General features: G+C 51.0%; 25 protein-coding genes and 1 pseudogene. 17 read left to right on the plus strand and 9 right to left on the minus strand.

The window, feature by feature from the left end:
• Position 1 precedes the first annotated feature (1 nt).
• The 3 genes and pseudogenes from yqgB to HEN21_RS23015 form a co-directional block, all read right to left on the minus strand.
• Positions 2 to 133, minus strand: coding sequence for an acid stress response protein YqgB (gene yqgB, locus HEN21_RS08205; RefSeq protein WP_001338822.1), 132 nt, complete (start codon positions 131 to 133; stop codon positions 2 to 4).
• Between the two features lie 94 nt (positions 134 to 227).
• Positions 228 to 371: a hypothetical protein gene (locus tag HEN21_RS23010; protein ID WP_272941840.1), complete on the minus strand. Its 144-nt coding sequence runs from the start codon at positions 369 to 371 to the stop codon at positions 228 to 230.
• Positions 372 to 481: 110 nt separating this feature from the next.
• Positions 482 to 733 (minus strand): annotated as a pseudogene (locus HEN21_RS23015) (hypothetical protein).
• 55 nt (positions 734 to 788) lie between these two features.
• On the opposite strand from HEN21_RS23015, the gene metK reads away from it, so the two are divergent.
• The 8 genes from metK to ruvX all read left to right on the plus strand — a co-directional run bounded on the left by metK (position 789) and on the right by ruvX (position 8,045).
• Positions 789 to 1,943 (plus strand): methionine adenosyltransferase, encoded by a 1,155-nt coding sequence (gene metK, locus HEN21_RS08215; protein ID WP_001062128.1) that lies wholly within the window; start codon positions 789 to 791, stop codon positions 1,941 to 1,943.
• Between the two features lie 469 nt (positions 1,944 to 2,412).
• Positions 2,413 to 3,807, plus strand: a complete 1,395-nt coding sequence (galP, locus tag HEN21_RS08220) for a galactose/proton symporter (RefSeq protein ID WP_001112301.1) — start codon at positions 2,413 to 2,415, stop codon at positions 3,805 to 3,807.
• Between the two features lie 76 nt (positions 3,808 to 3,883).
• The gene (locus HEN21_RS08225; RefSeq protein ID WP_000858392.1) at positions 3,884 to 4,381 is read left to right on the plus strand and encodes a SprT family zinc-dependent metalloprotease; all 498 of its coding nucleotides are present in this window, start codon (positions 3,884 to 3,886) and stop codon (positions 4,379 to 4,381) included.
• Positions 4,382 to 4,475: 94 nt separating this feature from the next.
• Complete coding sequence (gene endA, locus HEN21_RS08230; RefSeq protein WP_000286197.1) at positions 4,476 to 5,183, plus strand: deoxyribonuclease I; 708 nt, start codon at positions 4,476 to 4,478, stop codon at positions 5,181 to 5,183.
• 79 nt (positions 5,184 to 5,262) lie between these two features.
• On the plus strand, positions 5,263 to 5,994 hold the full coding sequence (rsmE, locus tag HEN21_RS08235) for a 16S rRNA (uracil(1498)-N(3))-methyltransferase (RefSeq protein WP_010350368.1): 732 nt from the start codon (positions 5,263 to 5,265) through the stop codon (positions 5,992 to 5,994).
• A gap of 12 nt (positions 5,995 to 6,006) precedes the next feature.
• Positions 6,007 to 6,957: a glutathione synthase gene (gshB, locus tag HEN21_RS08240; protein ID WP_000593295.1), complete on the plus strand. Its 951-nt coding sequence runs from the start codon at positions 6,007 to 6,009 to the stop codon at positions 6,955 to 6,957.
• 108 nt (positions 6,958 to 7,065) lie between these two features.
• On the plus strand, positions 7,066 to 7,629 hold the full coding sequence (locus HEN21_RS08245; protein WP_176252469.1) for a YqgE/AlgH family protein: 564 nt from the start codon (positions 7,066 to 7,068) through the stop codon (positions 7,627 to 7,629).
• On the plus strand, positions 7,629 to 8,045 hold the full coding sequence (gene ruvX / locus HEN21_RS08250; RefSeq protein ID WP_000017111.1) for a Holliday junction resolvase RuvX: 417 nt from the start codon (positions 7,629 to 7,631) through the stop codon (positions 8,043 to 8,045). Before HEN21_RS08245 ends, ruvX begins: the two co-directional genes overlap by 1 nt.
• Positions 8,046 to 8,194: 149 nt before the next feature.
• On the opposite strand, the gene HEN21_RS08255 is transcribed toward ruvX, so the two are convergent.
• Entirely contained in the window at positions 8,195 to 9,175 is a 981-nt protein-coding gene (locus tag HEN21_RS08255) for a PilT/PilU family type 4a pilus ATPase (protein WP_176252470.1), read from the minus strand.
• A gap of 17 nt (positions 9,176 to 9,192) precedes the next feature.
• Here HEN21_RS08255 and yggS point away from each other — a divergent pair, with 17 nt between their 5' ends.
• Genes yggS through hemW form a run of 5 tightly spaced genes read left to right on the plus strand, consistent with a single transcriptional unit; the run spans position 9,193 to position 12,498 of the window.
• Entirely contained in the window at positions 9,193 to 9,897 is a 705-nt protein-coding gene (gene yggS, locus HEN21_RS08260) for a pyridoxal phosphate homeostasis protein (protein WP_010347747.1), read from the plus strand.
• Between the two features lie 17 nt (positions 9,898 to 9,914).
• Positions 9,915 to 10,481, plus strand: a complete 567-nt coding sequence (gene yggT / locus HEN21_RS08265; RefSeq protein WP_001094831.1) for an osmotic shock tolerance protein YggT — start codon at positions 9,915 to 9,917, stop codon at positions 10,479 to 10,481.
• Positions 10,478 to 10,768: a DUF167 family protein YggU gene (gene yggU / locus HEN21_RS08270; RefSeq protein ID WP_001277222.1), complete on the plus strand. Its 291-nt coding sequence runs from the start codon at positions 10,478 to 10,480 to the stop codon at positions 10,766 to 10,768. Before yggT ends, yggU begins: the two co-directional genes overlap by 4 nt.
• A gap of 7 nt (positions 10,769 to 10,775) precedes the next feature.
• Positions 10,776 to 11,369, plus strand: a complete 594-nt coding sequence (locus tag HEN21_RS08275; RefSeq protein WP_001174759.1) for an XTP/dITP diphosphatase — start codon at positions 10,776 to 10,778, stop codon at positions 11,367 to 11,369.
• The gene (gene hemW, locus HEN21_RS08280; protein ID WP_176252471.1) at positions 11,362 to 12,498 is read left to right on the plus strand and encodes a radical SAM family heme chaperone HemW; all 1,137 of its coding nucleotides are present in this window, start codon (positions 11,362 to 11,364) and stop codon (positions 12,496 to 12,498) included. The genes HEN21_RS08275 and hemW overlap by 8 nt, the downstream gene beginning before the upstream one ends.
• 64 nt (positions 12,499 to 12,562) lie before the next feature.
• On the opposite strand, the gene HEN21_RS08285 is transcribed toward hemW, so the two are convergent.
• The 5 genes from HEN21_RS08285 to trmB form a co-directional block, all read right to left on the minus strand.
• Positions 12,563 to 13,570 carry a DUF1202 family protein gene (locus tag HEN21_RS08285; protein ID WP_176252472.1) on the minus strand — a complete coding sequence of 336 codons (1,008 nt, stop codon included), beginning with the start codon at positions 13,568 to 13,570 and terminating at the stop codon, positions 12,563 to 12,565.
• A 116-nt stretch (positions 13,571 to 13,686) separates the two neighbouring features.
• Positions 13,687 to 14,733, minus strand: a complete 1,047-nt coding sequence (ansB, locus tag HEN21_RS08290) for an L-asparaginase 2 (RefSeq protein ID WP_000394132.1) — start codon at positions 14,731 to 14,733, stop codon at positions 13,687 to 13,689.
• 175 nt (positions 14,734 to 14,908) lie between these two features.
• Positions 14,909 to 15,628, minus strand: coding sequence for a YggN family protein (locus tag HEN21_RS08295; protein ID WP_000984799.1), 720 nt, complete (start codon positions 15,626 to 15,628; stop codon positions 14,909 to 14,911).
• A 182-nt stretch (positions 15,629 to 15,810) separates the two neighbouring features.
• A complete protein-coding gene (locus HEN21_RS08300) occupies positions 15,811 to 16,137 on the minus strand; it encodes a YggL family protein (protein WP_001107564.1) in 327 nt (108 codons plus the stop codon).
• Positions 16,137 to 16,856, minus strand: coding sequence for a tRNA (guanosine(46)-N7)-methyltransferase TrmB (gene trmB / locus HEN21_RS08305; protein WP_176252473.1), 720 nt, complete (start codon positions 16,854 to 16,856; stop codon positions 16,137 to 16,139). The genes HEN21_RS08300 and trmB overlap by 1 nt, the downstream gene beginning before the upstream one ends.
• A gap of 160 nt (positions 16,857 to 17,016) precedes the next feature.
• Between trmB and mutY the strand changes: the two genes are divergently transcribed.
• The 4 genes from mutY (at position 17,017) to nupG (ending at position 20,975) form a co-directional block, all read left to right on the plus strand.
• The gene (gene mutY, locus HEN21_RS08310) at positions 17,017 to 18,069 is read left to right on the plus strand and encodes an A/G-specific adenine glycosylase (RefSeq protein WP_176252474.1); all 1,053 of its coding nucleotides are present in this window, start codon (positions 17,017 to 17,019) and stop codon (positions 18,067 to 18,069) included.
• A gap of 27 nt (positions 18,070 to 18,096) precedes the next feature.
• Entirely contained in the window at positions 18,097 to 18,372 is a 276-nt protein-coding gene (locus HEN21_RS08315; protein WP_000091700.1) for an oxidative damage protection protein, read from the plus strand.
• Positions 18,373 to 18,436: 64 nt separating this feature from the next.
• Positions 18,437 to 19,516, plus strand: coding sequence for a membrane-bound lytic murein transglycosylase MltC (gene mltC / locus HEN21_RS08320; RefSeq protein ID WP_105285470.1), 1,080 nt, complete (start codon positions 18,437 to 18,439; stop codon positions 19,514 to 19,516).
• 202 nt (positions 19,517 to 19,718) lie between these two features.
• Complete coding sequence (nupG, locus tag HEN21_RS08325; protein ID WP_176252475.1) at positions 19,719 to 20,975, plus strand: nucleoside permease NupG; 1,257 nt, start codon at positions 19,719 to 19,721, stop codon at positions 20,973 to 20,975.
• Positions 20,976 to 21,017 lie beyond the last annotated feature (42 nt).

Raw genomic sequence — 21,017 nt, forward strand, 5'->3', positions numbered from 1 at the left:
CTCAAATTATTTTATTAAGTGTAAAACAGTTAACCACTATCGCAGCCTGAAACTGCGATAACAACCCATAAGCACACGGATTTTCCAGCAGCGTATGCTGACGCTCCGACTGCGCAACCGGTTTCTTTTTCATAACATTATTAAACACATAACCGAACGTAAGTGTGACAGTTCGGCGAAACCACGAGAAAACTCTTGTTTTTTACAAGAGCGCCCTTGTTCAGTCTTCAGTAACTGTTGCCAGCTCTTGAATCCTGAGAAGCGCCGAGATGGGTATAACATCGGCAGGTATGCAATGCAGAGATGCAGAATGCGGGGAACGAATCTACACCAGAACGGTGCGACAGATTAAGCAGCAGACAACGATTCATTATTTCGTATCACCTCCACGGCCGCCTGCGAAGACGAACCAACAAGCTAAAACACTGATTTCAACCCGGCTGGAAGTGGCAACACGAAAGAAACGTCGTGTGCTTTTTATTTAAGCCGCGCGCCGCGTTTTATACCCCACAATGGCAGAAAATTGCAAAAGATAAATGCGCAGAATGCCAGCATTGTCAGGAAAAATTTCCAGCTACGTTTTTAGCAGAATGAGACACGATTCAAAAAAAAGTGGAAATTGGGTGAAGAAGTGACCTAAAATAGCCGTCCAGATGTTAATCCATCCATACTGATTAACACTCAGACTGCCAGTGTTTTTAATCTGCAGAGTCGTGGTAGGATCCGCTACCACAGAAAATCCACACAACAGTTTGAGCTAACTAAATTCTCTTTTGGTGATATTAAATATGGCAAAACACCTTTTTACGTCCGAGTCCGTCTCTGAAGGGCATCCTGACAAAATTGCTGACCAAATCTCTGATGCTGTTTTAGATGCGATTCTCGAACAGGATCCGAAAGCACGCGTTGCTTGCGAAACCTACGTAAAAACCGGCATGGTCTTAGTTGGTGGTGAAATCACCACCAGCGCCTGGGTAGACATCGAAGAGATCACCCGTAACACCGTTCGCGAAATTGGCTATGTGCATTCCGACATGGGCTTTGACGCTAACTCCTGTGCGGTTCTGAGCGCCATCGGCAAACAGTCTCCTGACATCAACCAGGGTGTTGACCGTGCCGATCCGCTGGAACAGGGCGCGGGTGACCAGGGTCTGATGTTTGGTTACGCAACCAATGAAACCGACGTGCTGATGCCAGCACCAATCACCTATGCACACCGTCTGGTACAGCGTCAGGCTGAAGTGCGTAAAAACGGCACTCTGCCGTGGCTGCGCCCGGACGCGAAAAGCCAGGTTACTTTCCAGTATGACGACGGCAAAATCGTCGGCATCGATGCTGTAGTGCTTTCCACCCAGCATTCTGAAGAGATCGACCAGAAATCCCTGCAAGAAGCGGTGATGGAAGAGATCATCAAGCCGATTCTGCCCGCTGAATGGCTGACTTCCGCAACCAAATTCTTCATCAACCCGACCGGACGTTTTGTTATCGGCGGCCCGATGGGTGACTGCGGTCTGACTGGTCGCAAAATCATCGTCGATACTTACGGCGGCATGGCACGTCACGGTGGCGGCGCATTCTCTGGTAAAGATCCATCAAAAGTGGACCGCTCCGCAGCCTACGCGGCACGTTATGTAGCGAAAAACATCGTTGCTGCAGGTCTGGCCGATCGTTGTGAAATTCAGGTTTCCTACGCGATCGGCGTGGCAGAACCGACCTCCATCATGGTCGAAACTTTCGGTACTGAGAAAGTACCTTCTGAACAGCTGACCCTGCTGGTACGTGAGTTCTTCGACCTGCGTCCATACGGTCTGATTCAGATGCTGGATCTGCTGCATCCAATCTACAAAGAAACCGCAGCATACGGTCACTTTGGTCGCGAACATTTCCCATGGGAAAAAACCGACAAAGCGCAACTGCTGCGCGATGCAGCCGGTCTGAAATAATCTTTTATCCCTGCTTTCAAAGGCCAGCCTCGTGCTGGCCTTTTTCTTTTCTAAAAAAATGCCCGATGCACTACGCTTATCAGTCCTACAAACTCCAAACGTAGTTATTCACGCCGCATCCGGCAAAAAGCCGCCACACGATAGTAACTTTCCATTGCTGAACACGTTTACCCGCAAATTATCACCATTACTGAAACCGATTACACCAACCACGAAGAGCAAACATTCACAGTATTTTCATCTTGTGATTCATTTTTCATAACTGTTACATTTCTTTTCAGCAAAGTCTTAATTGCAGATAACTATGTTTAATCTATGATGATATAAATCAATTGTTTTCATGCACTTAAATTATAACCACTATAAATGCCAGTGTAAGCGATTACACTGATGTGATTTGCCTCACATCTTTTTACGTCGTACTCACCTATCTTAATTCACAATAAAAAATAACATATTGGAGGGCATCATGCCTGACGCTAAAAAACAGGGGCGGTCAAACAAGGCAATGACGTTTTTCGTCTGCTTCCTTGCCGCTCTGGCAGGATTACTCTTTGGCCTGGATATCGGTGTAATTGCTGGCGCACTGCCGTTTATTGCAGATGAATTCCAGATTACCTCGCACACGCAAGAATGGGTCGTAAGCTCCATGATGTTTGGTGCGGCAGTCGGTGCGGTAGGCAGTGGCTGGCTCTCTTTTAAACTCGGGCGCAAAAAGAGCCTGATGATCGGCGCAATCCTGTTTGTTGCCGGTTCGCTGTTTTCTGCGGCTGCGCCGAACGTTGAAGTATTGATTCTTTCCCGCGTTCTGCTGGGGCTGGCGGTGGGTGTTGCCTCTTATACCGCGCCGCTTTACCTCTCTGAAATTGCACCGGAAAAAATTCGCGGCAGTATGATCTCGATGTATCAGCTGATGATTACCATCGGCATCCTCGGTGCTTATCTTTCTGATACCGCCTTCAGCTACACCGGCGCATGGCGCTGGATGCTGGGTGTGATTATCATCCCGGCAATTCTGCTGCTGATTGGTGTCTTCTTCCTGCCAGACAGCCCACGCTGGTTTGCCGCCAAACGTCGCTTTGTTGATGCCGAACGCGTGCTGCTGCGCCTGCGCGACACCAGCGCAGAAGCGAAACGCGAACTGGATGAAATCCGTGAAAGTTTGCAGGTTAAACAGAGTGGTTGGGCGCTGTTTAAAGAGAACAGCAACTTCCGTCGCGCGGTGTTCCTTGGCGTACTGTTGCAGGTGATGCAGCAATTCACCGGGATGAACGTCATCATGTATTACGCACCGAAAATATTCGAACTGGCAGGTTATACCAACACCACCGAGCAAATGTGGGGGACGGTGATCGTCGGCCTGACCAACGTACTCGCCACCTTTATCGCTATCGGCCTTGTTGACCGCTGGGGACGTAAACCAACGCTGACGCTGGGTTTCCTCGTCATGGCTGCGGGCATGGGCGTACTCGGCACAATGATGCATATCGGTATTCACTCACCGTCGGCGCAGTATTTCGCTATCGCCATGTTGCTGATGTTTATTGTCGGTTTTGCGATGAGCGCCGGTCCGCTGATTTGGGTACTGTGCTCCGAAATTCAGCCGTTGAAAGGCCGCGATTTTGGCATCACCTGCTCCACCGCCACCAACTGGATTGCCAACATGATCGTCGGCGCAACGTTCCTGACCATGCTCAACACGCTAGGCAACGCCAACACCTTCTGGGTGTATGCGGCTCTGAACGTGCTGTTTATCCTGCTGACGCTGTGGCTGGTGCCGGAAACCAAACACGTTTCGCTGGAACATATTGAACGTAATCTGATGAAAGGTCGTAAACTGCGCGAAATCGGCGCTCACGATTAATCTCCTCAGGCTTCCTCCCGTCGCGGAGGAAGCCGCCTCTTGCAGTCATCTTTTCTTCGCTTTATCCTCAGCCGCTATGAAAACTTCCCGTCTCCCTATCGCCATCCAACAGGCCGTTATGCGTCGCCTGCGGGAAAAACTCGCCCAGGCCAACCTGAAGCTGGGGCGTAATTACCCGGAGCCAAAAATTTCGTACACCCAGCGTGGTACATCCGCCGGAACGGCATGGCTGGACAGCTATGAAATTCGCCTCAATCCGGTTTTGCTGATGGAAAACAGCGAGGCTTTTATAGAAGAAGTCGTACCGCACGAGCTGGCGCATTTACTGGTCTGGAAACACTTCGGTCGCGTGGCGCCGCATGGAAAAGAGTGGAAGTGGATGATGGAAAACGTGCTGGGCGTTCCCGCCCGCCGCACGCATCAGTTTGAGCTACAATCCGTGCGCCGCAACACCTTCCCTTACCGCTGTAAATGCCAGGAGCATCAGCTTACCGTACGCCGCCATAATCGCGTGGTGCGTGGAGAGGCCGTCTATCGCTGCGTTCACTGCGGTGAACAACTGGTTGCCCAATAACCAGTAGAACTATCAGGAATTTTACTGATCTGGCTGATTGCATACCAAAACAACTTTCGCTACGTTGCTCGCTCGTTTTAACACGGAGTAAGTGATGTACCGTAATTTGTCTGTGGCTGCGGTGGTACTGAGCGCAGCATTATCCGGCACGGCGTTAGCCGAAGGCATCAATAGTTTTTCCCAGGCGAAAACAGCAGCGGTAAAAGTCTACGCTGATGTGCCGGGAACATTTTACTGCGGATGTAAAATCAACTGGCAGGGTAAAAAAGGCGTCGTGGATCTGGAGTCGTGCGGATACCAGGTGCGCAAAAATGAAAACCGCGCCAGCCGCGTAGAGTGGGAACATGTGGTTCCTGCCTGGCAGTTCGGCCACCAGCGTCAGTGCTGGCAGGAAGGCGGTCGTAAAAACTGCGCCAAAGATCCGGTTTATCGCCAAATGGAAAGCGATATGCATAACCTTCAGCCCGCAATAGGCGAAGTGAACGGCGATCGCGGCAATTTTATGTATAGTCAGTGGAACGGCGGCGAAGGGCAGTACGGGCAGTGCGCCATGAAGGTGGATTTCAAAGAAAAAGTGGCTGAACCGCCAGCTCATGCCCGTGGTTCCATTGCGCGGATTTACTTCTACATGCGCGACCAGTACAACCTGACACTCTCACGCCAACAAACGCAGTTGTTTAACGCCTGGAACAAAATGTATCCGGTCACCGACTGGGAGTGTGAGCGTGACGAACGTATTGCGAAGATGCAAGGCAATCATAACCCGTATGTGCAACGCGCTTGCCAGGCGCGAAAGAGCTAACCTACACTAGCGGGATTCTTTTTGTTAACCCCTACCCCACGCGGACAACCGCGTGGGGAGACGACGCGGATTTTTAACCATGCGTATCCCCCGCATTTATCATCCAGAACCACTTATCAGCAACTCTCACATTGCGCTTTGCGAAGATGCAGCCAACCATATCGGACGTGTGCTGCGTATGGGACCTGGACAGGCGTTGCAATTGTTTGACGGCAGCAACCAAGTCTTTGACGCAGAAATTACCAGCGCCAGCAAAAAAAGTGTCGAAGTAAAAGTGCTGGAAGGTCAGCTCGACGATCGTGAATCCCCGTTGCATATTCATCTCGGTCAGGTGATGTCGCGCGGTGAAAAAATGGAATTTACTATCCAGAAATCGATCGAACTTGGAGTAAGCCTCATTACGCCACTTTTTTCTGAACGCTGCGGCGTTAAACTGGATAGCGAACGTCTGAACAAGAAGCTCCAGCAGTGGCAGAAAATTGCAATTGCCGCCTGCGAGCAGTGTGGTCGTAATCGGGTGCCGGAAATCCGTCCGGCGATGGATCTGGAAGCCTGGTGTGCAGAGCAGGATGAAGGGCTGAAACTGAATCTTCACCCGCGCGCCAGTAACAGTATCAACACGTTGCCGTTGCCGGTCGAACGCGTCCGCCTGCTGATTGGCCCGGAAGGCGGTTTGTCGGCAGATGAAATTGCCATGACTGCCCGCTATCAATTTACTGATATCCTGTTGGGACCTCGCGTTTTGCGTACAGAGACAACTGCGCTCACCGCCATAACTGCGCTACAAGTACGTTTTGGCGATCTGGGCTAACGGAGAAGAATAATGATCAAGCTCGGCATCGTGATGGACCCCATCGCAAGCATCAACATCAAGAAAGATTCCAGCTTCGCTATGTTGCTGGAAGCACAACGTCGTGGTTACGAACTTCACTATATGGAGATGGCCGATCTCTATTTGATTAACGGTGAAGCCCGTGCTCATACGCGTACTCTGAGCGTTGAACAAAACTACGATAAATGGTACGAGTTTACGGGAGAGCAGGATCTGCCACTGGCCGATCTCGACGTGATCCTGATGCGTAAAGATCCGCCGTTTGATACCGAGTTTATCTACGCCACTTACATTCTGGAACGTGCCGAAGAGAAAGGTACGCTGATCGTTAACAAGCCGCAGAGCTTGCGCGACTGTAACGAAAAACTGTTTACCGCCTGGTTCTCTGACTTAACACCGGAAACGCTGGTCACGCGCAATAAAGCACAGTTGAAAGCGTTCTGGGAAAAACATACCGACATCATCCTTAAGCCGCTGGACGGTATGGGCGGTGCGTCTATTTTCCGGGTGAAAGAGGGCGATCCGAACCTCGGCGTAATAGCCGAAACCCTGACTGAACACGGCACGCGCTACTGCATGGCGCAGAATTATCTGCCTGCCATTAAAGATGGCGACAAGCGCGTGCTGGTCGTCGATGGCGAGCCAGTGCCGTACTGTCTGGCACGTATTCCACAAGGTGGCGAAACCCGTGGCAATCTGGCTGCCGGTGGTCGTGGCGAACCTCGTCCGCTAACTGAAAGTGACTGGAAAATCGCACGCCAGGTCGGGCCGACGCTGAAAGAAAAAGGGCTTATCTTTGTTGGCCTGGATATTATCGGCGACCGTCTGACTGAAATTAACGTCACCAGCCCAACCTGTATTCGTGAGATTGAAGCAGAGTTTCCGGTGTCGATCACCGGAATGTTAATGGATGCCATCGAAGCACGTTTACAGCAGCAGTAACCCACCTTAGCGAGAAGGATCTCGTTGAGACTCTGAGTGACAGCGCCCTTCTTTCCACGCATACTGGGCGCTGTTGCTTTTTTGAACCAGGAAACAGAACCTCTGACAATGAATTTACAGCATCACTTTCTTATTGCCATGCCTGCTCTCCAGGATCCGATTTTCCGTCGTTCCGTGGTCTACATTTGCGAACATAATACCAATGGTGCAATGGGGATCATCGTCAACAAGCCGCTGGAAAATCTCAAAATTGAAGGGATTCTGGAAAAGCTGAAGATCACGCCGGAGCCGCGTGATGAATCAATCCGTCTGGATAAACCGGTTATGCTTGGCGGCCCGCTGGCTGAAGATCGCGGGTTTATTTTGCATACTCCACCATCAAATTTTGCTTCCAGTATTCGCATTTCAGACAACACGGTGATGACCACCTCCCGTGATGTACTTGAAACGCTCGGCACCGATAAACAACCGTCTGACGTATTGGTGGCGCTGGGTTACGCCTCCTGGGATAAAGGCCAGCTGGAACAAGAGATTCTCGACAACGCCTGGCTAACCGCCCCGGCAGATCTGAATATTCTGTTCAAAACGCCAATTGCCGACCGCTGGCGCGAGGCGGCAAAACTGATTGGTGTGGATATTCTCACCATGCCTGGTGTGGCAGGACACGCCTGATGAGTGGAACCTTACTCGCCTTCGACTTCGGCACCAAAAGCATTGGCGTAGCGGTCGGCCAACGCATTACCGGCACCGCTCGCCCTTTGCCTGCAATTAAAGCACAGGACGGTACGCCGGACTGGAACCTCATCGAACGTTTACTGAAAGAGTGGCAGCCAGACGAAATCATCGTCGGTTTGCCGCTGAATATGGACGGCACCGAGCAACCGTTGACTGCCAGAGCGCGTAAATTTGCCAACCGTATTCATGGTCGTTTCGGTGTTGAAGTAAAGCTCCATGACGAGCGTCTTAGCACCGTAGAAGCGCGTTCCGGGCTTTTTGAACAAGGTGGTTACCGGGCGCTCAACAAAGGTAAAGTCGACTCTGCCTCTGCGGTTATCATTCTCGAAAGTTATTTCGAGCAGGGTTATTAAGGCGATTTATAAGCCTGGCGAATTGTCATTACCGTCATCTTGCCGGATGCGGCGTAAACGCCTTATCCAGCCTACATGTGGCAACGTCTGTATGCCTGATAAGCGTAGCGCATCAGGCATATTTACGATGCTAATCAGACACTATAACGTCACAGGCGCCCTTCCCCCACCCGCTGCTGATAACTCTGCTGAAAAGTTAACATCCCCACCTGCTGCCCGGTTTGAATAACATGTGGCAACTGGTGGGTTTTCCCTTCGCGAATCAAATTCCCCACCGCTGGCGTGTTAATCAATAATTCAAACAGCGCCACGCGCCCTTCCTGCTTATCCACTTCCAGCTTTTGTGACAACACCGCCCGTAAACTCCCCGCCAGTTGATTACGCACGGGATCTTTTTCCTGCGCCGGAAATGAATCCACCAGCCGCTCAACGGCCTGCGCCGCACCGCGCGTATGTAAGGTCGCCAGCACCAGATGTCCGGTTTCTGCCGCCGTCAGCGCCAGACGTATTGTCTCGCTGTCACGCAGCTCTCCGAGCAATATCACATCGGGATCTTCCCGCAATGCGGCACGCAATCCCGATGCGAACGTCATACAGTGCAAACCGATTTCTCGCTGCTGGATCAAACATCGCTGGCTGGCATAGAGATATTCAACAGGATCTTCCAGCGTCAGAATATGCGCATCGACATTTTGATTGAGATAGCCAACCATCGCCGCCAGCGTGGTAGATTTGCCACTCCCCGTCGCCCCCGTCACCAGAATCAGGCCATTCTCGCTCTTGAGTAATTCCGGCAATACCGGTGGCGCACCAAGCTGTTCGAGCTGCGGGCAGTGCGAAGGTAACAACCGTAATGCCAGAGAAATACCTTGCCGTTGCGCGAACGCACTGCCGCGCAACCGCTGGTTTTCCGCCAGCGATACGGCAAAATCAAGCTGACCATTTTCAAGCAATATCGCCCTCTGCTCGTCATCCAGCCACTCCCGCAGTAGCTCTTCCACGTCCGGCGCGTCAAACGGTGCAGCTTCCATTCTGCCGCGAATGCGCCATCGTGCGGGCCAGGCGCTGCACAGGTGTAGATCCGAGACGTTATGCTTTACACTAAGGGCCACAATTTCTTCCATATTCATACTAAGATCCTCGGAAAATGAACGATATTGCGCATAACCTGGCACAGGTCCGGGACAAAATCTCAGCGGCTGCAACGCGTTGCGGCCGTTCTCCAGAAGAAATTACGCTGCTTGCAGTCAGTAAAACAAAACCTGCGAGCGCCATCGCAGAAGCCATCGACGCCGGGCAGCGTCAATTTGGTGAAAACTACGTTCAGGAAGGGGTAGATAAAATTCGCCACTTTCAGGAACTGGGCGTAACAGGATTAGAATGGCATTTTATTGGTCCGCTACAGTCCAACAAAAGTCGCCTGGTGGCAGAGCATTTCGACTGGTGTCATACCATCGACCGTTTACGTATCGCTACCCGCCTGAACGACCAGCGACCGGCAGAACTTCCACCTCTTAACGTACTGATTCAAATTAATATTAGTGATGAAAACAGTAAGTCCGGGATTCAACTGGCAGAACTGGACGAACTGGCGGCTGCGGTCGCTGAACTACCGCGTCTACGCCTGCGCGGGCTGATGGCTATCCCGGCGCCTGAGTCAGAATATGTAAGGCAGTTTGAAGTTGCACGCCAAATGGCTGTAGCATTTGCCGGACTGAAAACGCGCTACCCGCATGTCGATACGCTCTCTCTGGGGATGTCGGACGATATGGAAGCCGCCATTGCGGCAGGTAGCACAATGGTTCGCATCGGCACAGCCATCTTTGGTGCGCGTGATTACTCTAAAAAATAAGGAATTAAAGGAACGCCATGAATACGTTGACTTTCCTGCTTTCAACGGTCATTGAGCTGTATACCATGGTGCTGTTATTACGCATCTGGATGCAGTGGGCTCATTGTGATTTTTACAACCCTTTCTCACAGTTTGTGGTGAAAGTGACACAGCCAATTATCGGGCCACTGCGCCGCGTTATTCCGGCAATGGGGCCAATTGACAGCGCCTCGCTTCTGGTTGCCTATATTCTCAGTTTCATCAAAGCCATTGTGCTGTTTAAAGTGGTGACCTTCCTGCCAATCATCTGGATTGCCGGTTTATTAATTCTGCTGAAAACCATCGGCCTGCTGATTTTCTGGGTACTGCTGGTGATGGCGATTATGAGCTGGGTAAGCCAGGGTCGTAGCCCGATTGAATACGTGCTGATTCAGCTTGCCGATCCGCTGCTGCGCCCGATTCGCCGCCTGCTGCCGGCAATGGGTGGGATTGATTTCTCGCCGATGATCCTCGTTCTGCTGCTGTATGTCATCAATATGGGTGTCGCAGAAGTATTACAGGCGACAGGAAACATGCTGCTGCCGGGGCTGTGGATGGCGTTATGAGTGCCGTAACAGTTAACGATGACGGCCTGGTTTTGCGGCTCTATATTCAGCCGAAAGCCAGCCGTGATTCTATTGTCGGTTTACATGGCGACGAGGTAAAAGTCGCCATTACCGCGCCGCCGGTTGACGGTCAGGCCAACAGCCATCTGGTGAAGTTTCTCGGCAAGCAATTCCGGGTAGCCAAAAGCCAGGTGGTGATTGAAAAAGGCGAACTTGGTCGCCACAAACAAATTAAAATCATTAATCCGCAACAAATCCCGCCAGAAATCGCGGCGTTAATTAATTAGGTATCCTATGCAAAAAGTTGTCCTCGCAACCGGCAATGCCGGTAAAGTGCGTGAGCTGGCGTCGCTGCTTAGCGACTTCGGTCTTGATATTGTGGCTCAGACGGAACTTGGCGTTGATTCCGCTGAAGAAACCGGCCTGACCTTTATCGAAAACGCGATTCTGAAAGCGCGCCACGCGGCAAAAGCGACCGGTTTACCAGCGATTGCCGACGACTCCGGTCTGGCGGTAGATGTACTTGGCGGCGCGCCAGGGATTTACTCCGCGCGTTATTCCGGTGAAGACGCGACCGATCAAAAGAATCTGCAAAAACTGCTGGAAACACTGAAAGACGTACCGGACGACCAACGTCAGGCTCGCTTCCACTGTGTGCTGGTGTATCTGCGTCACGCGGAAGATCCCACTCCGCTGGTGTGCCACGGCAGCTGGCCGGGCGTGATTACCCGTGAACCAGCCGGTACTGGTGGCTTTGGTTATGATCCGATTTTCTTTGTGCCTTCCGAAGGTAAAACCGCTGCCGAACTAACCCGCGAAGAAAAGAGCGCCATTTCCCATCGTGGTCAGGCATTGAAACTGCTGCTGGACGCTTTACGTAATGGTTAAATTACCGCCGCTGAGTCTCTACATTCACATCCCGTGGTGCGTGCAGAAATGCCCGTACTGCGATTTCAACTCTCACGCGTTGAAAGGGGAAGTGCCGCACGACGATTATGTTCAGCATCTGCTTAGCGATCTGGACAACGATGTCGCTTACGCACAGAACCGTGAAGTAAAGACAATCTTTATTGGCGGTGGTACGCCGAGCCTGCTTTCCGGACCGGCGATGCAAACGCTGCTGGACGGCGTGCGTGCGCGTTTGCCGCTGGCAGCGGATGCAGAAATTACTATGGAAGCGAACCCAGGCACGGTAGAAGCGGATCGCTTTGTCGATTATCAGCGTGCTGGTGTAAACCGCATCTCTATTGGTGTGCAGAGTTTTAGCGAAGAAAAGCTGAAACGACTTGGGCGTATTCATGGCCCGCAAGAAGCGAAACGAGCGGCAAAGCTGGCGAGCGGTTTAGGGTTACGTAGCTTTAACCTTGATTTGATGCATGGACTACCGGATCAATCACTGGAAGAGGCGCTTGGCGATCTACGCCAGGCCATTGAACTGAATCCGCCGCATCTTTCCTGGTATCAACTGACCATCGAACCCAATACGCTGTTTGGTTCGCGACCACCGGTGCTGCCGGACGATGACGCGCTGTGGGATATTTTCGAACAGGGGCATCAGTTATTAACCGCAGCGGGTTATCAGCAATATGAAACTTCCGCTTACGCCAAACCGGGTTATCAGTGCCAGCATAATCTTAACTACTGGCGATTTGGTGACTACATCGGCATCGGCTGCGGCGCGCACGGCAAAGTGACCTTCCCGGATGGGCGCATTCTGCGTACCACCAAAACGCGTCATCCGCGTGGTTTTATGCAGGGAAGGTATCTGGAAAGCCAGCGCGATGTTGAAACCGCAGATAAGCCATTCGAGTTCTTTATGAATCGCTTCCGTTTGCTGGAAGCCGCACCGCGCATGGAGTTTAGCCAGTACACGGGGCTTTGCGAAGAAGTTATTCGCCCACAGTTAGACGAGGCTATCGCTCAGGGTTATCTCACTGAGTGTGCGGATTACTGGCAGATAACGGAACATGGGAAGTTATTTTTAAATTCGCTGCTGGAGCTTTTTCTGGCGGAGTAAACTTGTATTGCCGGATGCGGCGTGAATGCAGCATCCGGCTACAAGTCATGCGTCATCGCAGAAATTACTTAATCACCCCATTACGCCGTAATTCTTCGGTATCTTTTTTCCAGCGATCGCTCGCCTGATTGATATCGTCAATCTTCATTAATATCGCGACTTTTTTACTGTTTATTTCTGAAATCTTCATCGTTAACGGATATTGCCCTTTCTCGAGCGTTATCCAGTCATCCTGCAATTTACGGCTAAGTTTTTGTGATTGCAGAAAGGTCTGTCGCCGCTGTTCGTTGATATCGAAATCCCGTTTCTGCTGAATCGGCACTTCATAACACTCTTCGCTTTGTTTATGACATGCCGCAATCGCCGGTTGATAAACCTCTTTGTCATATTTAACCGCGAACGCCTCGCTATCATTCTGTTTATTAAACTCATCACGCTGTTGGTGAATTTTTTTGAAGGCGTCTTCGCGGGTCATTTGCTTGCCGTTTGCATCTTTTCCCCAATATGCATCCGCTGCTTTCTGCGCCGCCGCCATTTGCTTATCAAGCTCTTCCACTTCCTTTTCCAGCGCAGGAATCGAGCTCTTCTGGGTATTCAACGCTGACTCAAGCTGACTAAAGCGATAATTGAAATCTTCGCTATTCACGATCAGATACTTATTATTCGTTTTGATATCGTCGACCACCCGCCCACGATCGCTGGCTGCTGCCTGAAAAGAGTAAAAGTTCACCGTCCAGCCAGACGCAGGTGTTCCTTTACTGGTTAACATCGCCGAAAATTTTACGGGCTTATCTTTCGTCCAGGTCTGTTCCAGTAGTTGGTAGTCTGCCAGTTGACCAACCCAGGTATAGAGATCATCACTGGAAGAAACATCGCCTTCCGCTGACCAGGTGGCCTGATTACCTTTCGCATCAAGGTTTTTTAAACTGATGGCATCAAGCTTGAGAATACCGTGATACTGCTTGTTGAATTGATCTTTTAAGACATTTTCAGTTGGCGGTTCGCCATCGGCCCAGCCATTACCAGACATCAACACAAACAGCGCCGTGCCTACAATCCATTGCTTTTTCAACAGAAAACCCTCTCGAGGAATAATTTATTCCGATGATTATCATCATGGTAATTACAATTGGCAATGGACGTGAGTCTGAAGTGAAAAAGCCCCGGCACGATACCGGGGCGAGGCGATTAGTACTGATTGAAAATCTGCTGGATCTGCTGTGGATCTTTAGTTTGCGTCAGTGCCAGTTGCAGCAGAACGCGCGCTTTTTGCGGGTTCAGCGTGCCAGAAGCGACGAAACCGTATTTTGCATCATCCACTTCGGCATCCTGAGTGGTTGCGCCTGTCGGTACGCGGGAAGAACGTACTACCGCAGTGCCGTTTTTCGCAGCGGTCGCCAGGGTGTCGAACACGGTTTTATACAGATTGCCGTTACCCACACCGGCGCTAACGATACCGTCGTAGCCTGCATCTACCAGTGCTTTTGCCGGAAGATCGGATGCGTTGGCGTAGTTATAAACGATGCCGACTTTCGGCAGTTCATTTAGCTTAGAGACATCGAACGGCGTGTCGCTGGTGTGCTTACGTGCCGGGGTACGCTGGTAGTCAATCTTACCGTTGTGAATGTAACCCAACGGACCGTAGTTAACAGACTTGAAGGTCGCTACATCGGTGGTATTAGTTTTGGTGACGTCACGACCATCAAGCACGGTGTCGTTCATCACCACCAGCACACCACGGTTGGCGGAGGCTTTATCGGCTGCGGTCACTACCGCGTTATACAGATTGAATGGACCGTCTGCGCTCATGGAAGTGGATGGGCGCATTGCGCCTACCATCACCACTGGCTTGTCACATTTCACCGTCAGGTCGAGGAAGTAAGCGGTTTCTTCCATCGTGTCAGTACCGTGGGTAATAACGAAGCCATCAGTTTTATCGCAGTCGGTGTTAATTTTTTTCGCCAGCGTCAGCCAGACATTGTCATTCATGTCCTGGGAGCCGATGTTAACTACCTGCTCGCCTTTAACGTTCGCAATGTCCTTCAGTTGCGGCACCGCATTGACCAGATTTTCTACGCCAACTTTACCCGCTGTGTAGTTAGATTTGGTTGCGGAGTCACCACCGCCGGCAATCGTCCCGCCGGTCGCTAGAATGGTGATATTCGGTAATGCTAATGCTGCACCACTAAAACCCATAACCAGTGCGGCAAGTGCCGTCTTTTTGAAAAACTCCATTTCATTCCTCCAGTTACGTGAACGCTACGTATTATCCCTTAGCTTTGTATGGGAAATTTGACGTTAAACAATTTACAACGTGAATGAATTTTGGAGATCTATAAAGTTAGAGGCAGGTAACAAAACGAAGAATTAAACGGCATAAAAAAGTATTATGCCGTCTTAGAATAGAGGATTATTTCAAATTCCCGACCAGGGCTTTGCGGCTGTCTTCCAGTGTCACGACACGGCTACAGACATCTTTGCCAAACTGCTGGAAATCTTTTTCCTGCTTTTTCCACTCGGTTTGGATTGAGGATTGCAGCCCCCCCAGGCTTCCCAGCACGTTCTGTAATGGGTTACCGCCGCTTTTCAGCACCGCTTTCGCGCCCATTTCATTAATGCTGTCCTGCAAAATACCGCCCATTGCCTGATTCACTAACTGCTGGCCTTCGGCGCGAACCTGATCGATAGCTTTATAGTGGAACGTCAGGCCATCGCTGCGCGTTTCGATAATGCGGTTCATCTGCTCTTTTAATTGCGCATCCAGTTTGGTCAGACGGCTGCGCATTTTGCTGCTTTCGCCCATCTCCTGAACGATAATTTTATCCAGCGCGACGCGAGCTTTCTCGACGCGACTTTTCGCGCCTTCATCAATCCACGGTAACGTACTGCGCAATTCTGCCTGATAATCCTTCGCCTGCTCGCGTTGGGCAGCGTTCAGAGAATATTGTTTGCCGTTGTACATCACGTTGCCGTCTGGCGTGATCACCAGATTGCCGTTTTCGCCCTTCACCTGCACGGTTTGCGGGCTGACAATCACATCGTCACGCGGCGTGACGCTGCACTGGTAGTCGGCGTGAGCGGTCATTGCCGTCACTGAAAGTGCTGCCGCCAGCAGCATTTTGCGCATCATAATCTTCCCTCAAGAACAAATCAGGCCAGCATTTGCTGGCCCAGATTGATAACAAAGTGCGCGTTGTCCATGCCGGATGCGGCGTAAACGCCTTATCCGGCCTACTCGATCGTGCATCTTTGTAGACCTGATAAACGTAGCGCATCAGGCAGTTTTGCATTTGTCATCGCCCGTATGTTTTCTTAGTCCCACCAAACGTCGAAAAGTTCGCTGGTGCGTACCTCATCCAGTTTGCGCTCTTCCAACCACTTACGCACAATCGCTTGATGTTCTTCGGTGCATTTGCCGATTTCCTGCATACAGATCAGACCTTCCCAGGCCAGATAGCCGCTGCCGTCAAAGGCCAGTTTGTTCGGTTCGATAACCTCGTTAATAAAGTCATCAACGGTTTTATCAATTTGTTCTTCCGATGTACCTTCCGGGAATCGCCATGCCACCGAAAATCCTAATTCCTGGAATTCGTCGATGTGCATTTTTTTACGCAGACGACGGCTACGGTTCTTTGCCATTATTTCACCCTCTCGAACATTAAGTCCCATACTCCGTGACCAAGACGATGACCACGTTGTTCAAATTTCGTCACCGGACGAGATGCCGGACGCGGTACGTAATCATTGCTCTCTGACTGGTTTTTATAACCGTCAATGGAAGACATCACTTCAAGCATATGTTCCGCATAAGGTTCCCAGTCGGTCGCCATATGGAATACGCCCCCCAGTTTCAGTTTGCTTTTTACCAGCTCAGCAAACGGCACCTGAACGATACGGCGTTTATTATGGCGCGCTTTGTGCCACGGGTCAGGGAAAAAGAGCTGAACCATGCTCAATGAATTGTCAGGAATCATTTTATGCAGCACTTCGACTGCGTCATGGCACATCACACGCAGGTTATCTAACCCTTCTTCATGCGCTGAAGCCAGACAAGCGCCAACGCCCGGCGAATGCACTTCAATGCCGAGGAAGTCCTGCTCCGGGCGCTCTTTAGCCATTGCTACCAGCGAAGCGCCCATGCCGAAACCAATCTCAAGCGTCACTGGCGCTTCACGGCCAAAAAGCGCAGGGAAATCCAGCATATCTTCGCTGAATTCAACGCCCATCACCGGCCAGTAGTTTTCCAGCGCATGTTCCTGGCCTTTGGTCAGTCGCCCCTGGCGGCGCACAAAACTACGGATACGGCGCAGTGGGCGGCCGTTTTCATCAAATTCCGGTGAGATGACGTCGTTTTTCATAAAGATTTAGTCGCTTGTGAAAGTGTTCTGAAAACGGGCATTATCCAAAGTTAGTTGCCGGATGCAAGCATGATAAGGCCGTGGCTGCGGAAAGTTCCGGTTTACACCCTGCCATCGCTGTGCTGCAATCTTGCCCCCAACAACAATGAATTCGGTGACCATGCAAGCGTCGCAATTTTCAGCCCAGGTTCTGGACTGGTACGATAAATACGGGCGAAAAACTCTGCCCTGGCAAATTGACAAGACGCCCTACAAAGTATGGCTCTCAGAAGTGATGTTGCAACAAACTCAGGTTGCGACCGTTATCCCCTATTTTGAACGCTTTATGGCGCGTTTCCCGACGGTGACCGATCTCGCCAATGCGCCGCTGGACGAAGTTCTCCACTTGTGGACCGGGCTTGGCTATTACGCCCGCGCGCGCAACCTGCATAAAGCGGCACAGCAAGTGGCGACCTTACACGGTGGTAAATTCCCGGAAACCTTTGAGGAAGTCGCCGCGCTGCCGGGCGTCGGACGCTCCACCGCAGGCGCGATCCTCTCGCTTTCTCTGGGTAAGCACTTTCCGATTCTCGACGGTAACGTCAAACGCGTGTTAGCACGCTGCTATGCTGTAAGCGGCTGGCCTGGGAAAAAAGAGGTCGAAAATAAACTGTGGAGTTTAAGCGAGCAGGTTACGCCCGCCGTCGGCGTGGAGCGGTTTAATCAGGCGATGATGGATTTAGGCGCGATGATTTGTACGCGCTCGAAACCGAAGTGTTCGCTCTGCCCGCTACAAAACGGTTGTATTGCCGCCGCCAATAACAGCTGGTCGCTTTATCCGGGCAAAAAACCAAAACAGACACTGCCGGAACGCACAGGTTACTTTCTGCTGTTACAGCACGAAGATGAAGTGTTTCTGGCGCAGCGTCCGCCAAGCGGATTGTGGGGTGGCTTATACTGTTTCCCGCAGTTTGCCGATGAAGAAAGTTTGCGAGAATGGCTGGCGCAACGGCAGATTGCTGCCGATAACCTGGCGCAACTCACCGCGTTTCGGCATACCTTCAGCCATTTCCATTTAGATATTGTGCCTATGTGGCTTCCCGTGTCGTCATTCACCGGTTGCATGGATGAAGATAATGCGCTCTGGTATAACTTAGCGCAACCGCCGTCAGTTGGCCTGGCGGCTCCCGTGGAGCGTTTGTTACAGCAGTTACGCACTGGCGCGCCGGTTTAGCGCGTGAGTCGATAAAGAGGATGATTTATGAGCAGAACGATTTTTTGTACTTTCCTGCAACGTGAAGCAGAAGGTCAGGATTTTCAGCTGTACCCCGGCGAACTGGGAAAACGCATCTATAACGAGATCTCCAAAGAAGCCTGGGCGCAGTGGCAGCACAAACAAACCATGCTGATTAATGAAAAGAAACTCAACATGATGAATGCCGAGCACCGCAAGCTGCTGGAGCAGGAGATGGTCAACTTCCTGTTCGAGGGTAAAGAGGTGCATATCGAGGGCTATACGCCGGAAGATAAAAAATAAAAACAGTGCCGGAGCACGCCTCCGGCAACTTGCATAAAAACAAACACAACACGCACCCGGAATGATGAAAAAATATCTTGCGCTGGCTTTGATTGCGCCGTTGCTCATCTCCTGTTCGACGACCAAAAAAGGCGATACCTATAACGAAGCCTGGGTCAAAGATACCAACGGTTTTGATATTCTGATGGGGCAATTTGCCCACAATATTGAGAACATCTGGGGATTCAAAGAGGTGGTGATCGCCGGTCCTAAGGACTACGTGAAATACACCGATCAATATCAGACCCGCAGTCACATCAACTTCGATGACGGTACGATTACTATCGAAACCATCGCCGGGACAGAACCTGCCGCGCATTTGCGCCGGGCAATTATCAAAACGTTGCTGATGGGTGACGATCCGAGTTCGGTCGATCTCTATTCCGACGTTGATGATATTACAATTTCGAAAGAACCTTTCCTTTACGGTCAGGTGGTGGACAACACCGGGCAGCCGATTCGCTGGGAAGGTCGCGCGAGCAACTTCGCGGATTATCTGCTGAAAAACCGTCTGAAGAGCCGCAGCAACGGGTTGCGTATCATCTACAGCGTCACCATTAACATGGTGCCGAACCACCTTGATAAACGTGCGCATAAATATCTCGGCATGGTCCGCCAGGCGTCACGGAAATATGGCGTCGATGAGTCGCTGATTCTGGCGATTATGCAGACCGAATCCTCCTTCAACCCATATGCGGTCAGCCGTTCCGACGCGCTGGGATTAATGCAGGTGGTACAACACACCGCCGGGAAAGATGTATTCCGCTCGCAGGGGAAATCCGGCACGCCGAGCCGAAGTTTCTTGTTTGATCCTGCCAGCAATATTGATACCGGCACCGCATATCTGGCGATGCTGAATAATGTTTATCTTGGCGGCATTGATAACCCAACGTCGCGGCGTTATGCCGTCATCACCGCCTATAACGGCGGCGCAGGCAGCGTATTACGCGTCTTCTCAAATGATAAAATTAAGGCTGCCAACATCATTAATACTATGACGCCGGGCGATGTTTATCAGACACTGACCACACGTCATCCGTCTGCGGAATCTCGCCGCTATCTCTATAAAGTGAACATGGCGCAAAAATCTTACCGTCGCCGATAATTGCACTTATCGCCCCTTGACGATGTCTTGGGGCAAAAGTGTTATCTACATCACAATTATGTTTTGCAAAACGATATTATTTGCAATTATTTGCCACGGGTAACAAAAAAACAGTCAGTGAAGTTGATAGAATCGCATCATCTTGCACGGTCAAATGTGCTTTTTGAAACACTCATCCGCATCATGATGTGAGGAAATTAACATGAATCTTAAGCTGCAGCTGAAAATTCTCTCTTTTCTGCAGTTCTGCCTGTGGGGAAGTTGGCTGACGACCCTCGGCTCATATATGTTTGTTACCCTGAAGTTCGACGGTGCCTCTATCGGCGCAGTTTATAGTTCATTGGGTATCGCCGCTGTCTTTATGCCTGCGTTGCTGGGGATTGTGGCCGACAAATGGTTAAGTGCGAAATGGGTTTACGCCATTTGTCACACTATTGGTGCGATCACTCTCTTCATGGCGGCGAAAGTCACCACGCCGGAGGCGATGTTCCTTGTGATATTGATTAACTCGTTTGCTTATATGCCAACGCTTGGGTTAATCAACACAATCTCCTACTATCGACTGCAAAATGCCGGGCTGGATATTGTGACGGATTTCCCGCCAATCCGTATCTGGGGCACCATCGGCTTTATTATGGCGATGTGGGTGGTGAGCCTGTCTGGCTTCGAATTAAGCCACATGCAGCTGTATATTGGCGCAGCTCTCTCCGCCGTTCTGGTGCTGTTTACCTTTACGCTGCCGCATATTCCGGTTGCTAAACAGCAAGCGAATCAGAGCTGGACGACTTTGCTGGGGCTTGATGCGTTCGCGTTGTTTAAAAACAAGCGTATGGCGATTTTCTTCATCTTCTCGATGTTGCTGGGTGCGGAACTGCAGATTACCAACATGTTCGGTAATACCTTCCTGCACAGCTTCGACAAAGACCCGATGTTTGCCAGCAGCTTCATCGTGCAACATGCGTCAATCATCATGTCGATTTCGCAGATCTCTGAAACCCTGTTCATTCTGACCATCCCGTTCTTCTTAAGCCGCTACGGTATTAAGAACGTAATGATGATCAGTATTGTGGCGTGGATCCTGCGTTTTGCGCTGTTTGCTTACGGCGACCCGACTCCGTTCGGTACTGTACTGCTGGTGCTGTCAATGATTGTCTACGGTTGCGCATTCGACTTCTTCAACATCTCTGGTTCGGTGTTTGTTGAAAAAGAAGTTAGCCCGGCAATTCGCGCCAGTGCGCAGGGGATGTTCCTGATGATGACCAACGGCTTCGGCTGTATCCTCGGCGGTATTGTGAGCGGTAAAGTGGTTGAGATGTACACCCAAAACGGCATTACCGACTGGCAGACCGTATGGCTGATTTTCGCAGGTTACTCCGTGATTCTGGCCTTCGCATTCATGGCGATGTTTAAATACAAACACGTTCGTGTCCCTGCGGGCACACAGACTGTTAGCCACTAATTACGCAAAGAGAAACGGGTCGCCAGAAGGTGACCCGTTTTT

Source organism: Escherichia sp. 93.1518 (genome assembly GCF_013368915.2).
GTDB lineage: Bacteria > Pseudomonadota > Gammaproteobacteria > Enterobacterales > Enterobacteriaceae > Escherichia > Escherichia ruysiae.

Bases quoted from the DNA above. Each gene is read 5' to 3' on its own strand.
- HEN21_RS08300 (WP_001107564.1), bottom strand. From the start codon at position 16,137: ATGGCAAAGAACCGTAGCCGTCGTCTGCGTAAAAAAATGCACATCGAC.
- HEN21_RS08315 (WP_000091700.1), top strand. From the start codon at position 18,097: ATGAGCAGAACGATTTTTTGTACTTTCCTGCAACGTGAAGCAGAAGGT.
- HEN21_RS23010 (WP_272941840.1), bottom strand. From the start codon at position 371: ATGAATCGTTGTCTGCTGCTTAATCTGTCGCACCGTTCTGGTGTAGAT.
- galP (WP_001112301.1), top strand. From the start codon at position 2,413: ATGCCTGACGCTAAAAAACAGGGGCGGTCAAACAAGGCAATGACGTTT.
- yggT (WP_001094831.1), top strand. From the start codon at position 9,915: ATGAATACGTTGACTTTCCTGCTTTCAACGGTCATTGAGCTGTATACC.
- HEN21_RS08245 (WP_176252469.1), top strand. From the start codon at position 7,066: ATGAATTTACAGCATCACTTTCTTATTGCCATGCCTGCTCTCCAGGAT.
- yggU (WP_001277222.1), top strand. From the start codon at position 10,478: ATGAGTGCCGTAACAGTTAACGATGACGGCCTGGTTTTGCGGCTCTAT.
- hemW (WP_176252471.1), top strand. From the start codon at position 11,362: ATGGTTAAATTACCGCCGCTGAGTCTCTACATTCACATCCCGTGGTGC.
- nupG (WP_176252475.1), top strand. From the start codon at position 19,719: ATGAATCTTAAGCTGCAGCTGAAAATTCTCTCTTTTCTGCAGTTCTGC.
- HEN21_RS08255 (WP_176252470.1), bottom strand. From the start codon at position 9,175: ATGAATATGGAAGAAATTGTGGCCCTTAGTGTAAAGCATAACGTCTCG.
- ruvX (WP_000017111.1), top strand. From the start codon at position 7,629: ATGAGTGGAACCTTACTCGCCTTCGACTTCGGCACCAAAAGCATTGGC.
- gshB (WP_000593295.1), top strand. From the start codon at position 6,007: ATGATCAAGCTCGGCATCGTGATGGACCCCATCGCAAGCATCAACATC.
- mutY (WP_176252474.1), top strand. From the start codon at position 17,017: ATGCAAGCGTCGCAATTTTCAGCCCAGGTTCTGGACTGGTACGATAAA.
- trmB (WP_176252473.1), bottom strand. From the start codon at position 16,856: ATGAAAAACGACGTCATCTCACCGGAATTTGATGAAAACGGCCGCCCA.
- HEN21_RS08225 (WP_000858392.1), top strand. From the start codon at position 3,884: ATGAAAACTTCCCGTCTCCCTATCGCCATCCAACAGGCCGTTATGCGT.
- ansB (WP_000394132.1), bottom strand. From the start codon at position 14,733: ATGGAGTTTTTCAAAAAGACGGCACTTGCCGCACTGGTTATGGGTTTT.
- rsmE (WP_010350368.1), top strand. From the start codon at position 5,263: ATGCGTATCCCCCGCATTTATCATCCAGAACCACTTATCAGCAACTCT.
- HEN21_RS08295 (WP_000984799.1), bottom strand. From the start codon at position 15,628: ATGATGCGCAAAATGCTGCTGGCGGCAGCACTTTCAGTGACGGCAATG.
- yggS (WP_010347747.1), top strand. From the start codon at position 9,193: ATGAACGATATTGCGCATAACCTGGCACAGGTCCGGGACAAAATCTCA.
- metK (WP_001062128.1), top strand. From the start codon at position 789: ATGGCAAAACACCTTTTTACGTCCGAGTCCGTCTCTGAAGGGCATCCT.
- mltC (WP_105285470.1), top strand. From the start codon at position 18,437: ATGAAAAAATATCTTGCGCTGGCTTTGATTGCGCCGTTGCTCATCTCC.
- HEN21_RS08275 (WP_001174759.1), top strand. From the start codon at position 10,776: ATGCAAAAAGTTGTCCTCGCAACCGGCAATGCCGGTAAAGTGCGTGAG.
- yqgB (WP_001338822.1), bottom strand. From the start codon at position 133: ATGAAAAAGAAACCGGTTGCGCAGTCGGAGCGTCAGCATACGCTGCTG.
- endA (WP_000286197.1), top strand. From the start codon at position 4,476: ATGTACCGTAATTTGTCTGTGGCTGCGGTGGTACTGAGCGCAGCATTA.